The 12,896-nt window shown below is 47.0% G+C and carries 14 protein-coding genes; 4 read left to right on the top strand and 10 right to left on the bottom strand.

The genetic code is table 11. From position 1 onward, the window contains the following. Nucleotides 1-15: 15 nt before the first annotated feature. Complete coding sequence (locus tag SEDOR53_RS0115370) at nt 16-1,017, top strand: bifunctional heptose 7-phosphate kinase/heptose 1-phosphate adenyltransferase (RefSeq protein WP_051416691.1); 1,002 nt, start codon at nt 16-18, stop codon at nt 1,015-1,017. Continuing rightward, nucleotides 996-1,688, top strand: coding sequence for a 2-C-methyl-D-erythritol 4-phosphate cytidylyltransferase (locus SEDOR53_RS0115365; RefSeq protein ID WP_232214787.1), 693 nt, complete (start codon nt 996-998; stop codon nt 1,686-1,688). Before SEDOR53_RS0115370 ends, SEDOR53_RS0115365 begins: the two co-directional genes overlap by 22 nt. Nucleotides 1,689-1,699: 11 nt before the next feature. Here the strand turns inward: SEDOR53_RS0115365 and SEDOR53_RS0115360 are convergent, their stop codons facing one another. The 6 genes from SEDOR53_RS0115360 to SEDOR53_RS0115335 form a co-directional block, all read right to left on the bottom strand. After that, the gene (locus SEDOR53_RS0115360; protein WP_026770514.1) at nt 1,700-2,674 is read right to left on the bottom strand and encodes a Gfo/Idh/MocA family protein; all 975 of its coding nucleotides are present in this window, start codon (nt 2,672-2,674) and stop codon (nt 1,700-1,702) included. 40 nt (nt 2,675-2,714) lie between these two features. Then, on the bottom strand, nt 2,715-4,031 hold the full coding sequence (locus tag SEDOR53_RS0115355) for an outer membrane beta-barrel protein (protein WP_026770513.1): 1,317 nt from the start codon (nt 4,029-4,031) through the stop codon (nt 2,715-2,717). Next, on the bottom strand, nt 4,018-4,530 hold the full coding sequence (locus SEDOR53_RS0115350) for an RNA polymerase sigma factor (RefSeq protein ID WP_255346357.1): 513 nt from the start codon (nt 4,528-4,530) through the stop codon (nt 4,018-4,020). The genes SEDOR53_RS0115355 and SEDOR53_RS0115350 overlap by 14 nt, the downstream gene beginning before the upstream one ends. Before the next feature lie 162 nt (nt 4,531-4,692). Further along, nucleotides 4,693-5,394: a hypothetical protein gene (locus SEDOR53_RS0115345; RefSeq protein ID WP_026770511.1), complete on the bottom strand. Its 702-nt coding sequence runs from the start codon at nt 5,392-5,394 to the stop codon at nt 4,693-4,695. Between the two features lie 45 nt (nt 5,395-5,439). Further along, complete coding sequence (gene bioB / locus SEDOR53_RS18270) at nt 5,440-6,438, bottom strand: biotin synthase BioB (protein ID WP_051416772.1); 999 nt, start codon at nt 6,436-6,438, stop codon at nt 5,440-5,442. Nucleotides 6,439-6,514: 76 nt separating this feature from the next. After that, the gene (locus SEDOR53_RS0115335; protein ID WP_157576853.1) at nt 6,515-7,567 is read right to left on the bottom strand and encodes an RluA family pseudouridine synthase; all 1,053 of its coding nucleotides are present in this window, start codon (nt 7,565-7,567) and stop codon (nt 6,515-6,517) included. A gap of 44 nt (nt 7,568-7,611) precedes the next feature. Between SEDOR53_RS0115335 and lipB the strand changes: the two genes are divergently transcribed. Beyond that, a complete protein-coding gene (gene lipB, locus SEDOR53_RS0115330; protein WP_026770509.1) occupies nt 7,612-8,319 on the top strand; it encodes a lipoyl(octanoyl) transferase LipB in 708 nt (235 codons plus the stop codon). Here the strand turns inward: lipB and SEDOR53_RS0115325 are convergent. Together SEDOR53_RS0115325 and SEDOR53_RS0115320 are read right to left on the bottom strand one after the other, a co-directional pair. Further along, nucleotides 8,316-9,137 carry a hypothetical protein gene (locus SEDOR53_RS0115325; protein WP_026770508.1) on the bottom strand — a complete coding sequence of 274 codons (822 nt, stop codon included), beginning with the start codon at nt 9,135-9,137 and terminating at the stop codon, nt 8,316-8,318. The two genes, lipB and SEDOR53_RS0115325, sit on opposite strands and share 4 nt — an antisense overlap. A gap of 29 nt (nt 9,138-9,166) precedes the next feature. Further along, the gene (locus SEDOR53_RS0115320; RefSeq protein ID WP_026770507.1) at nt 9,167-10,060 is read right to left on the bottom strand and encodes a 1-aminocyclopropane-1-carboxylate deaminase/D-cysteine desulfhydrase; all 894 of its coding nucleotides are present in this window, start codon (nt 10,058-10,060) and stop codon (nt 9,167-9,169) included. Between the two features lie 69 nt (nt 10,061-10,129). Between SEDOR53_RS0115320 and SEDOR53_RS0115315 the strand changes: the two genes are divergently transcribed. Continuing rightward, nucleotides 10,130-11,035, top strand: coding sequence for a sugar phosphate nucleotidyltransferase (locus SEDOR53_RS0115315; RefSeq protein ID WP_026770506.1), 906 nt, complete (start codon nt 10,130-10,132; stop codon nt 11,033-11,035). Between the two features lie 128 nt (nt 11,036-11,163). Here the strand turns inward: SEDOR53_RS0115315 and SEDOR53_RS0115310 are convergent, their stop codons facing one another. Then, nucleotides 11,164-12,273 (bottom strand): S1C family serine protease, encoded by a 1,110-nt coding sequence (locus tag SEDOR53_RS0115310; protein ID WP_026770505.1) that lies wholly within the window; start codon nt 12,271-12,273, stop codon nt 11,164-11,166. 5 nt (nt 12,274-12,278) lie between these two features. Next, entirely contained in the window at nt 12,279-12,845 is a 567-nt protein-coding gene (locus SEDOR53_RS0115305; RefSeq protein WP_037361444.1) for an RNA polymerase sigma factor, read from the bottom strand. Nucleotides 12,846-12,896 lie beyond the last annotated feature (51 nt).

Raw genomic sequence — 12,896 nt, 5'->3', positions numbered from 1 at the left:
CGCGGAACTGAACAGATGAAAAAAGAAGAGATGGACTTTGAACAACTTTTTAAAAATTTCAGCAACAGCAAAGTATTGGTGGTAGGGGATATTATGCTTGATACTTACTGGTGGGGTAATGTAGACAGGATATCGCCTGAAGCGCCGGTGCCGGTAGTTGCATTGAAGAAAAAAGAATTGAGGGTGGGAGGGGCAGCCAATGTGGCGCTGAATACCGCGTCGCTGGGAGCAGCCACTTCAGTGATTGCGGTGCTGGGAAATGATGAGAATGGTACTTTGCTGAAACAACTGTTACAGCAAAGCGGTATCAATACCGATTACCTGGTTACAGATCCGGGCAGGGTTACTACCAACAAAACCCGCGTTATGAGCCGCAACCAGCAGATGATGCGATTGGATGCGGAAGAAACGGAAGATATTGGCAAGGCAACAGAAGATATGTTGCTGCAACACGTGGCGGATTTTTTCAGTAAACACAAGCCGGATGTACTCATCCTGGAAGATTACAATAAAGGGGTACTCACACCCAGGGTCATCAAAGAACTGATAGCGCTTTGCCAATCGGCAGGTGTGACCACAGCTGTAGACCCCAAGCGGAAAAACTTTTTATCGTTCCAGGGAGTTGATATTTTCAAACCCAACCTCAAAGAAGTAAGAGAGGGGTTGAACATGGTAACCGATGCAGTTGACGAAGAGGAGCTCAAACACATACACCAGGCGTTACAAAAAAAATTACAGCACAGGATATCACTGATCACTTTATCGGAAAAAGGAGTGTTTTACCAGGTCGATGGCGAAGCCAGGATCATCCCTACCCATGTACGGAATATAGCCGATGTGAGTGGAGCCGGCGATACGGTGATAGCAGTAGCGGCATTGGTGTATGCTGCAACCAAAAACATGCACCTGGCAGCGGATATGGCCAATATTGCGGGCGGACTGGTATGCGAAGAAGTAGGTACCGCAGCCATCGATAAAGAAAAGTTGTACAACGAATGTTGCCTGTTGCTGGATTGAATATGAAGAAATATGCAGTGATAGTAGCCGGAGGCAATGGCCAGCGAATGGGCACTGAAGTGCCCAAGCAATTCCTGCTGCTGAAAAACAAACCGGTATTGTGGCACACGATCCATACCTTTTTGGAATCTTATCCCGATATGCAAATTATCCTGGTGGTACCTGAAGAACACCAACAGGCAGGAGAAAAGATCATCGCCGATTTGCAGGCAGACGCGAGAACAACCATTGTACATGGTGGTCCCACCCGTTTTCATTCAGTACAGAATGGGTTGAAAAAAATACAGGAGCCTGCTGTTGTGTTTGTGCACGATGGTGTAAGGTGTTTGGTGAGCAAAGCATTGATCCATCGCTGCTACGAAGCGGCGCTGGTGCATGGTTCGGCTATACCAGCCGTAGCCGCAACAGATAGTATCCGGATCGCAGAGGGCACATCGAGCAAGGTAGCGAACCGTAATCAGGTGCGCATTGTACAAACCCCGCAAACATTTTTAAGTGAAGTATTACTTCCCGCATTCAACACCTCATACAACGAAGCGTTCACCGATGAAGCTACTGTAGTAGAAGCCAGTGGTAAAACTGTTCATCTCGTGGAGGGAGAACACAGTAACATTAAAATTACAAGGCCGGTGGATTTGCTGATAGCAGAGAGCATTATGGTAGATCGATGACGTTGCAATGGTTAAACCAATATGCTGGTACTACTGATCTTCTCGAGTATCTGATGCGCCACTTCCATCGCCAGGAACCCATCGATCTCACTAACCACTACGGGCTTGTTATTTACAATGGAATCCACGAAAGATTCGAGTTCCAGTTTGATGGAATTCACGGTATCAATTGAGGGGTTGGCAATAGCCAGGGTTTTCTTGCCATGCTGTGTTTCAATATCGAAAGAAAAAACGTTCTTGTCCTCGGGTTGTTTGAGTTTGATGATCTCTGTTTTCTTCTCCAGGAAATCAATACCGATATAAGCATCTTTCTGAAAGAGCCGCATTTTGCGCATCTTCTTCATGCTGATGCGGCTGCTGGTTAAATTGGCAACGCAGCCGTTGTTGAACTCTATGCGCACGTTGGCAATATCGGGTGTCTCGGTCATCACCGCCACACCACTTGCCGAAATATGTTTGACATCGCTCTTCACCAGGTTGAGGATGATGTCAATATCATGTATCATGAGGTCCAGGATCACGCTTACTTCGGTTCCCCTGGGATTGAACTGCGCCAAGCGGTGCACTTCAATGAACATGGGGTTCAGGTTCAGGTCCTTGATGGCGAGAAAGGCAGGGTTGAAACGCTCCACATGTCCCACCTGCATTTTTACATTGGCTTCACGGACCATATTTACGAGGTCGCGCCCTTCCTGTATGGTATGCGCAAGGGGTTTCTCCACAAACACGTGTTTACCCTTGCGGATAGCCTGCATGCAGACACTGAAATGGTGATCGGTAGGGGTGATCACATCAATGATATCGCAGGAGTCGATGAGTTTCTCCTCATCCATGAAACGTTTCAGGCCGTACTGTTCTGCCACGGCTTTGGCGTTTTCATTGTTCGGGTCGAAAAAGCCTACCAGCTTGATACCTTCAATTTCTTTCCAGTTATTCAGGTGAAATTTTCCCAGATGTCCTACGCCGAAAACACCGACTTTAAGCATAACAATGAACAGATTAATTCGCGGTAAAGATAACCATTCGTTAATGTGAAACGAGCATAGCGGAGGACGATGTGGATATTCTTGCTTCTTTGCTGCTCCTGTATTGAACCGTTACGTTAAATCCCAGGCTGTTCAGTCGCATATTACCCACGCCCAGACCCGCAAGCGGCAGTTTGATGTAAGGTTCCAACTGCATGGATACCTTCTTGCCAATGGGCTTTTCAAACCCCGCAGAAAGATGTACAACGGAGAACCAGTAGGAGCTTCCCGTATTGTAATAACCCGATTTTTTTACGATCGCGCCTGTAGTGGGCGAGGGATAATAGTAATCGTAATTTTCGTCTTTCATGAAATAGGAAGAAAGGCCCGTGCTGAAAGAAAAGCGGCTGGTCGATTTTTTACCCGGATGGAAACGCACCAGGAGCGGGATATCCCACATGGAGCAATCTCCTTCTACATTCGTGAGGTTCCAGTAACTGGCGGGACTACCCTTGGGAGCCGTAAAGTCTGCTCCATCCATTTTATAATTCTTCTTCGTGTAAATGGCCCCGGTATGCAATGACCAGTGCTTGTTCAAATGATAACCCGCCATTAATCCTATATTATAGCCGGGAGTCTCGGTATACCTGAATTTCACGTTGCTGAGATCTGTACCCGCTATTACTCCCATACTGAATTTACTATACCGAGAAGAAGTGTTGGGTTCCTGGTGAGCAATCAATGAAGTGTCTACAGAGTGATGATTTTGCTGCAGGATGGTTGTATCCTTATGATGTGCATCATTGCCAACACCTGTTGCCAGCGGATGATCCAGCCCGTTATGCATAGAAGTGTTGTTTCCGGAAACTTCTTTTGTAGCAGGCTGCTGACTCCTGATTTCATCATAAGCGGGAGGAGGTAAAACAGAAGAGCCTAACTGTTGTGACAAAGAAGATGCAGGTGAATCATTAGAACGGAGTGTATTTTTTTGATCAATAGAAGTATGATTGGGTTGAGCTAATAGTGGAGATGCTTCTTCTGTTACAGATGCAGGCGGATGCGTTTTGAGAATGGTATTCTCAGGTAAACTGGTAACAGGAGGTTCACTGTCTTGATGCACAGGCGAAGCGACAGGCGATTTTAATTTTGCCTGCGGACGCTCATGGTATTGATTCCAGAAATAAAACGATAAGCCGGTTGCCAATAAACAGGGCAGGAGCCACCATAATAACACAAGTCTTCTTTTCTTCTCCTGGGGCATGACTTTGTCCAGTTCCCGTGCCATACGTGACCAGGAGGCGTTGCCAGGCGATGCTGCGTGTTCGGCAGCATCCCTGCTCAGGCGGTCCAGCTCATTATCGTCATCAGGATGGTACATATATTTTGTAATCGGTTTGCTGCATAATGATTTTTCGGAGGTTATGTCTTGCTTTTGAGAGATTGGATTTAGAAGCGCCCACGCTGATCCCCAGCTGTTCAGCTATTTCTTCATGGGTCAATCCTTCAATTACAAAGAGATTAAAGACGGTGCGGTATACTGGCGTCAGTTTGCGAATGGCTTCAATGATTTCGCGGTAAGAAAGCCTGTCCAGGCCATTTTCCTGTATATCGGAAAATGATTCAACCTCGGGTACTGTTTCCCGGCTCACCAGTTTCAGGTGCGATTTGCGCAAGTAATCAATACAGGTGTTCACAACAATTTTCTTGAACCATCCTTTCAGCAAGGCTTCGGTATCTGCCTGGCGTCTATCGTCGAACTGCCCGATATTCCTGAAAAGCTTGATGAAGGATTCATTGACGAGCTCTTCCGCCTCTTCCAATTTATTAACATACCGATAGCAAATTTTCATGGCATACCCATGCATGGCATGATACAAGTCACGCTGACAATGGCGGTCATTCTTACAGCAACCGCTGATGAGAGCCGTTATTGTGGTATTATTCCGGTCCAATTGCTAATGACGAACGCTTTAATGCGATATCCTCTCTTAAATTTACGACTTTAAATTCAGGTACGGATTCAGGTGGAGAAAGGTTGCCTAACCCGTACGGCCGTCGCGGACCTTTATTTTCTTACCGGCATTTTTCTTTTCAAATTCCAATACTTCCTTGGGTTTGGGTTTGGTTTTTCCGGCGGCGTTGTTTTTGAGGGAGTCGGTTGCCGGTTTGTTTGTAGAAGTATTTGTACTATCTTCTTTCATCCGATCCATTTCCGGACTATAAGGCTGATCCAGCATATATCTTTCAGTTCGTAATATTTGCCCGCTTGGTGGAAAATAAAACCTCCAAATCCCATGCCGGAGGGAGTGCCCCTCTATTTTTACTACCACCTTCTTATATACGTCCGGATTTTGAATATCCTGCACATCAACAGTATCATAAGCTTTGGCAGGGTTTACGGCCAGCCAGCTTTCTTCATGCTCCAATCCTGCCATGGTAAAATACCTGCATACACCGTTCTTGTAGCCCCAGCGATAATTTTCAACAGCAAGCAGATCGCCCATGAGATTGAAGCGGCGCCATACACCCTCGCGCTGGCTGTTTACAAAACCTCCTTCGTCTTCATAACCGGGTTCTCCACGCAAGGGATCTACGTGTATTTTCCACTTGCCCTGCTTGAGCCCTTTGAGATCGGTGCAATTGATGGTATCTCCCCTGGAAGTCAGCTTATAAGTCTTGCACTGACCGGCTGCCGGCTGATACACCAGTGGTAAGAGCAACAAAATGAAATAAAAACGCATATCAGAGCTGATGGTGTACGGCTAAATTACCAATAATTGATGACATCAGCCATTGACCATCTCACTCAAATATTGCTTCTCTGCTTTGAATGCTTCACGGGGTTTGAGTCCGAGTAAAGAGAACATCACATTGTCTTCTTCAAAAGAAGGATTGGGTGTTGTGAGCAGTTTATCGCCTGCAAAGATGGAGTTAGCCCCTGCCATGAAACACAGCGCCTGCTCTGCCGTACTCATATCTGTTCTGCCGGCGCTCAGGCGCACCATGGTAGCAGGCATCAGTATACGGGCAGTAGAGATCATACGCACCATATCCCATACATCTACTTTATGATTGTGTTCCAGCGGGGTGCCGGCAATTGGAACAAGTGCATTGATGGGAACACTCTCCGGGTGTTCGGGCAGTGTTGCCAATGTATGCAGCATATTGATCCGGTCTTCATGTGTTTCTCCCAGTCCAATGATACCACCACAACAAACCGTTACACCTGCCTTACGCACATGATCAAGCGTTTCCAAACGGTCTTCATAAGTACGTGTGGTGATGATCTCTCCGTAATGCTCTTTACTGGTATCGAGGTTGTGATTATATGCATACAATCCTGCATCGGCCAGTTTTTTTGCCTGTTCTTCCGTGAGCATGCCGAGGGTGCAACATACTTCCATGCCCATTTCATTCACGCCTTTCACCATTTCCAGTACACGGTCGAAATCGCGGTTGTCTCTCACTTCACGCCAGGCGGCTCCCATACAGAAGCGGGTAGAGCCTGCGTCTTTTGCTTTTTGTGCGTAAGACAGCACTTCCTCTTTTTTCATCAGGGCCTGTACGTTTACACCGGTATTGTACCGGGCGGCTTGCGGACAATAAGCGCAGTCCTCACTACAGCCACCGGTTTTGATGCTGAGCAGGGTGCAAACCTGCACTTCGGCCGTATCGTTGTATTTCCTGTGCAGCGTGGCGGCGTTGAATACCAGCTCCAGCAGCGGGGTATCGTATATCGATTTAACTTCTTCTAAAGTCCAGTTGGTGCGAATATCTGTTTGCATAATCATTAATGTCTGATTTAATTACTGACCGTCATCCCGAGCGAACGAAGTTTACAAAGATAATTACATATCTCGTCTACCCGTTATCTTTTCGATGGGTCATATAGTTCCGCCATTTTTCAATGACCTGCGCCATATCATCGGGGAGTGGTGATTCGAAGAACATTTCTTTTTGCGTAACAGGATGCTGGAAGCCCAACGTGCGTGCGTGCAGGGCGCAACGCGGACAAAGCGCGAAACAGTTGTCGACAAACTGCTTGTATTTGGTATAGATGGTGCCTTTTAAAATTTTATCACCGCCATATTCCCAATCATTGAATAATGTGTGGCCGATGTGTTTCATATGCACGCGTATCTGGTGGGTCCTTCCTGTTTCGAGTACGCATTCCACCAGCGTTACATAATTGAAACGTTCCAGCACTTTGTAATGTGTGATGGCATGTTTGCCTGTTTCGCCTTCGGGATAGGCATCGAACATTTTACGGTATTGCCTGTGGCGTGCAATATGCGCTTCGATGGTTCCCTCTTCTTCCTGCACATCGCCCCATACCAGGGCAACATATTTGCGCTGAACGGTGTGATTGAAAAATTGTTTGGCCAAATGTGCTGCCGCGTCTGCGGTCTTGGCTAGTACGATGAGACCGGTGGTGTTTTTATCGATGCGATGCACCAGTCCGAATCGCGGCAAAGCCTCCTCATCGATCTGTGGATTCTGCTGTTGCAGGTGATAAGCCACCCCATTGAGCAAAGTGCCGCTGAAATTGCCCACACCCGGATGTACGACCATGTTGGCCGGTTTGTTGAGCACCATCACGGCATCGTCTTCGTATACGATGTTCAGGGGAATGTTCTCGGCTTTGAGTTCGGTATGATCGGGGTTGATGAGACTCATCATCACGATCTCATCGCCCGGCTTGACCTTGTAATTACTCTTGACCACTTTTCCGTTCACGGTAAGAAAGCCCGCGTCAATACCGCGCTGTACTTTGTTACGGGTGGCTCCTTCGATATGCATCTGCACCCATTTGTCTATCCGGAAAGGTTCCTGTCCCTTGTCTACCGAAAAAGTCTTGCGCTCATAAAGCTCTTCGGAGCCTTCTTCGGGTAAATGATCGTTTGCTTCGTGCATCCGGCAAAAATAGTTGTAATTACGCAATGGCATACCTTTGCTGTATGCAAACAGTTCAGTTTCAGGACCTGGGTCTAAGAAATTACAAGGAAGTGTGGGATTACCAGGAAATGCTATTGCAGGAAAATACAACGGTCAAGGCACAATACCGTAACCAGGAATTGGTAAAGGTTACAGAATGGCCTACCCTGCACCATCTTTTGTTTGTAGAACATCCGCCCGTATATACCCTGGGCAAAAGCGGAAAAGAAGCGCATGTGCTTATCAACGAAGCGGAGCGGCTGGCCAGGGGCATCGATTATTTTCATATCAACAGGGGAGGAGACATCACTTTCCATGGCCCGGGCCAGTTGGTAGGTTACCCGATATTGGATTTGGAAAAATTCCGTACCGACCTGGGATGGTATTTACGCAGCCTCGAAGAAGTGATCATCCTTACCATGGCAACTTATGGATTGAAGGGAGAAAGGAGTCCGGGTGAAACCGGCGTGTGGATAGAGCCCGATATAAAAGGACGCGAACGGAAAATATGCGCCATGGGTATCAAATGCAGCCGGTGGATTACCATGCACGGTTTTGCTTTCAATGTCAATGCCAACCTGGATTATTTTCAATACATTGTTCCCTGCGGGATAGAGAACAAGCAGGTGACCTCCCTGCAAAAAGAGCTGGGCCGCGAAATACCAATGGATGAAATAAAAACGGAAGTGCGAAAGAATTTTGAAAAAGTATTCAACGCCTCGCTTGTCTAGTTTTTGTCCAGGAAGAATTTATTCTTCTCTTTTAGCTTTTCATCTTCATACAATTCAAACTGGAACCAACCCGAATGTATGAAGCTGGCTTTGTCCAGCACTACTTCGTTTTCTTTCACTGCTTTGATCTGGAAAATTTCCTGCCCATTTTCTTCTAAGAAAACAATGCGGTAACGGTGTTGTTTATAACTGGGCAGGCGCACGGTGAGGTAACCTTTGTCGTTCGTGAATACATAAGGAGAAGGGACCCAGGATAATGCCTTGGCAACAAAGGGCCGCCAGTCGATGGAATCGGCATCAACGGTGTACAGGGAATCGCTGGTTCTGTTGATGATGGAATCACGAAAACGCAGGAAGTCTTTGTAGGGTAATTTGAGCGCCAGTTCACCCCGTTTATAAATGCGTATGACAGCATCGGCTGTCATGGCAGCAGCATTGGGTAATGGTTGTACGCGGGTATCCGGACTGTTATCGCCAACCCTTTTCACATTGCTAAAGAAATACTGGCCGCCCCTCAGCACATAAAAAATGCGGTAATACACTTTATAACCCGGCATTGCCTGCGCGTCTACAAAACCATTGGAGGGCAATTCGGGCGATTGGGAGGAGAAGATGGTCCTGAAATTGGTGATACTGTCGTAAGACCGCTGTACGGCCAATTGGATGCAGGAAGGGTAAGGATTGATCCAACTGATCTGGGTCTTTCCTTTGGTGAGTTCTTTAACGGTAAAACCGGGCAGCGTGGTCTGGGCCTGTGCACTGTTCCATACAACAAACATCGCCAGCCAGGCCGGAAAAATTAAGCGTAGTGATTTCATCTTGTACAAAGATAAAAGCTGTTGGGTTATCAAAAAGGTAATGTATGCGGTGGTAGTGAATTGTTTCCCTGCAGGCCGCCGCTATGGATAACCAGGAGGCGGCTGTTTTTATGGAAATATTTTTTCTCAATACAATCCTTCACGGCGAATAATAGCTTCGATGTGTACACGATATCGGTAGGCAATTGTTCATTTTCCCATAAGCCCTGCATGAACCGTACCAGATTTGAAGGGTGCTTGCCATATCCCCCGAAATGATAACCGTGTAAGATGCGATGTTGCTTCTGTTGATCACCGGCATCCAGTAAATCGTCAACGGCTTTTTGCAGCGCTTCATTGCCTTTCATAACGCTGATGCCAATAACTTCCTGGTTGGCAGATGCTGTCCGCACCAATCCCGCCATCATAGTGCCTGTACCTACTGCGCAGAGTATATGCGAATAGCCCGAAACATCAACCAGTTTGAGTATTTCCGAAGCGCCCCTCGCACCTTCCGGTCCGTAGCCGCCTTCTGGTATCCAATACCAACCATGATCGGCATGGGTTTGGATGATAGCATCTTTAAAACGGTAATCGGAGCGATTGATGAATACCAGCTCCATGCCGCAAGACTGCGCGGCTGCCAACGTATGTGAAAGCGGAGAATGGGCTTCACCGCGAATGAAACCGATCGTTTTCAGTCCCCGTTCCCGTCCTGCATAGGCCAGCGCTGCAATATGGTTGGAGTAGGCTCCGCCGAAACTGGCAATGGTTTTCTTACCGGTACGTTCGGCAGCTTCGAAGTAGTACTTTAGTTTGAACCATTTATTGCCGCTTATAACCGGGTGTATGCGGTCGAGCCGCAATACATCAACCGTTGTATAGTCGCCACTGACCCAACTGCCGAGCGATTGAATATTGATATTTTGTGAATTATAGGACATTCGTGCTGTTTGTTACTCAAATCGAATGATTTAGCTTCGCCACTCGAAAGTATCAAAACAAACCAATCAATGAAACCCACCCTTGTGATCCTTGCAGCAGGCATGGCCAGCCGTTACGGAAGTATGAAACAAATAGAATCATTCGGTCCATCCGGTGAAACCATTATGGACTATTCCATTTATGATGCCATCCAGGCCGGATTTGGAAAGATCGTTTTCATTATCCGCGAAGATTTTGCCGACCAGTTCAAAGCCATTTTTGAACCCAAGCTCAAGGGACGGATCGAGATCGATTATGTGTACCAGGACCTCAAATCTTTTACCGGCAACCGGGTAATACCTGCCGACAGAACCAAACCCTGGGGTACGGCGCACGCGGTATTATGTTGTAAAGGCAAGATACACGAGCCTTTTGCAGTGATCAATGCCGATGATTATTATGGACGCGATGCTTTCATCAAGGCCTATGATTTTCTCGTTACCAAATGCAACGAAAAAACATATTGCATCATCGGATATGAGCTGAATAAAACGTTGAGCGATAACGGCAGTGTGAGCAGGGGTGTTTGCGAAGTGGATGCCGATAATAACCTGACCGATATCAACGAACGTACCAAAATTTCACGCCAGGCCAACGGTGATATTATTTTTGAAGACGAGACTGGTACCCATCATGTATTATCCGAAAATGCAATGGTGAGCATGAACTATCTCTGTTTTGCTCCGGGCTTTATTGATGTTTGTGAAGGCTTTTTCGGCGAGTTCCTGGATAAGAATATCAATAACCTCAAGTCGGAGTTTTTCATTCCTGTTGTAGCGGGACAGTTCGTATCATCCGGAAAAGGTGTAGTGAAAGTAATACCTACTTCAGCAAAATGGTTCGGCGTTACTTATAAAGAAGATGCCCCGGTGGTACAGGCCAGCATCGATCAATTGGTAGCTGCGGGAGAATACCCCAATAATCTCTGGGCTTGATTTGATATCCATCGTCATCCCGAACGTAGTCGAGGGATCTGACCAAACTTTCAGCAGATCCTTCGACTCGCTTTCGCTCGCTCAGGATGACGGCCCATAATCGGACCTAATCCTCATCTGAGCGATGATTATCTGCTGTAAGCTTTTACATAGAATACGCAAGGCTCCAGTTCGGCAATTTGTTCCTTGCGCTGTACACCCCGGAGACTGCTGCGTGCCGGCAGTTTGATTTTTACCATGGAACTGTCGCTTTTCTTGAGTTCTTCCACCATGCTGAAAATGTTCCTGGATTTAACTGCAAATGCTACTCCTTCTGCCTGTGCCTGGCGGGTGCTCAATACACCTACCACTTCTCCGTTGGTATTGAATACGGGTCCGCCTGAGTTGCCGGGATTGGCGCTGATCTGCACCTGGTAGGAGAGTGAATCTCCGTTGTAGCCCGTTTTGGCGCTCAGGTATCCCATTCCGTATACGATGTCGTTCCGGGGATATCCCAGGGTGAAGATCTCTTCGCCGAGATCGGTATTGTTTTTACGGATACTATAGGGAAGCGAGTGCAATGGCTCGTAATCTTTGTCGCTGATCTTAAGAATGGCCAGGTCTTTATCCTGGTCGATATGCACAATGGTAGCGCTGAATTCCTGCCCCTGGTTATTCACGACAATAGCGCCCGAACCTTTGAGTACATGGGCATTGGTCATGATATAACCTTTGGTATCGATGAGGAACCCTGTGCCGCCGCTGATGAGCCGGGCATTCTCGGGTATCTTGCTTTTTACTTCGTTGATCAATGAACCCTGGTATTGCTGGTTCCTTTTGATCACTTCAATGTCTTTGCTCAGTTGTTGCAACTGGTTGCCGTTTACAGCGGGGGAGAGGTAAACGGTGAGGCCACTGATGACCAATGCTATGATACCACCCACCGAAGCGGCGATGGCGGTTACTTTTTTGTATTTGTTCCAGAGTTGGATAACGCGCCCTTTAGCCGAAGGTGCGGCGCCTTCATTGATGTCGCCCCGGGCCAGTAATCGGGCATGGGATTCATGCATGCTGTGTTTCAGTGTGCGGTGGGCTGCATAAAAATCCATCTGGTGCAGGAACATACCGTGCTCTACCACCATCTGGTCAATTTCAGGCGTATTTTTCCGGAGCTCTTCAAAATAAGCCCGTTCGGCGGCGTCCATATCGCCGCTGAGGTACCTTTCAATAGCTTCCAGTAATAAGATATCGTCCATCATAGTGCTTACTCCCCGATATTATATTGCGCAAAGAAGAGTTTCTTTAAACGCATTAAACATTTATATTTTTGGTTCTTGGCGTTATCGGCATTGGTATAACCGAATTCCTGCGCCAATTCCTGCATGTCCATTTTCTTCAGGTAAAATCCTTCCAACAATCCCTTGCAGGGCTCCCCCAGGCTGTTCAGGGCCCGGTCCATTATCGCAAACTCGGCATTCCGCTTCTCATGGATCTCCAGGTCTTCTTCCACCGCCACTGTTTCATCAAGCGGGTCAACTTGCCGTGTAAAACGACCCAGTTGTTGTAGCCGTTTGAGCCAAAGTCTCCTACATATTGAATAAACATAAGTTCTAATTTGACAGGTTAAGACAAATGATTCGCTCTGTGCTTTTTCATAGAGGGCAATCATCGCTTCCTGAAAAACATCCCTTGCGTCATCGTAAGAGCCATTGTTGTTCAGAATGAAAGACTGAATGGATGCGAAATTCTCCTTATAAATGGCATCAATGGCCTTCGAGTCATTGTTGGCCAACCCTTTCAATAACACCTGTTCGTTGCTGTCAGCTTTCACTATGCACCTTTTAATACTGTGAGGAGGGTAAAAGTAACCCAAAATAGTCCT

It is taken from the genome of Asinibacterium sp. OR53, from assembly GCF_000515315.1.
Lineage (GTDB): Bacteria > Bacteroidota > Bacteroidia > Chitinophagales > Chitinophagaceae > Sediminibacterium.
The sequence above is the reverse complement of the archived record's forward strand: the minus strand, read 5'-3'. Positions and strand labels throughout refer to the sequence as shown.

What these genes read in the sequence shown, in the direction of transcription:
- SEDOR53_RS0115345 (WP_026770511.1), bottom strand. Translation starts at nt 5,394, where the DNA reads ATGCGTTTTTATTTCATTTTGTTGCTCTTACCACTGGTGTATCAGCCG.
- SEDOR53_RS0115320 (WP_026770507.1), bottom strand. Translation starts at nt 10,060, where the DNA reads ATGTCCTATAATTCACAAAATATCAATATTCAATCGCTCGGCAGTTGG.
- SEDOR53_RS0115360 (WP_026770514.1), bottom strand. Translation starts at nt 2,674, where the DNA reads ATGCTTAAAGTCGGTGTTTTCGGCGTAGGACATCTGGGAAAATTTCAC.
- lipB (WP_026770509.1), top strand. Translation starts at nt 7,612, where the DNA reads ATGCAAACAGTTCAGTTTCAGGACCTGGGTCTAAGAAATTACAAGGAA.
- bioB (WP_051416772.1), bottom strand. Translation starts at nt 6,438, where the DNA reads ATGCAAACAGATATTCGCACCAACTGGACTTTAGAAGAAGTTAAATCG.
- SEDOR53_RS0115355 (WP_026770513.1), bottom strand. Translation starts at nt 4,031, where the DNA reads ATGTACCATCCTGATGACGATAATGAGCTGGACCGCCTGAGCAGGGAT.
- SEDOR53_RS0115325 (WP_026770508.1), bottom strand. Translation starts at nt 9,137, where the DNA reads ATGAAATCACTACGCTTAATTTTTCCGGCCTGGCTGGCGATGTTTGTT.
- SEDOR53_RS0115335 (WP_157576853.1), bottom strand. Translation starts at nt 7,567, where the DNA reads ATGCACGAAGCAAACGATCATTTACCCGAAGAAGGCTCCGAAGAGCTT.
- SEDOR53_RS0115310 (WP_026770505.1), bottom strand. Translation starts at nt 12,273, where the DNA reads ATGATGGACGATATCTTATTACTGGAAGCTATTGAAAGGTACCTCAGC.
- SEDOR53_RS0115370 (WP_051416691.1), top strand. Translation starts at nt 16, where the DNA reads ATGAAAAAAGAAGAGATGGACTTTGAACAACTTTTTAAAAATTTCAGC.
- SEDOR53_RS0115315 (WP_026770506.1), top strand. Translation starts at nt 10,130, where the DNA reads ATGAAACCCACCCTTGTGATCCTTGCAGCAGGCATGGCCAGCCGTTAC.
- SEDOR53_RS0115365 (WP_232214787.1), top strand. Translation starts at nt 996, where the DNA reads ATGTTGCCTGTTGCTGGATTGAATATGAAGAAATATGCAGTGATAGTA.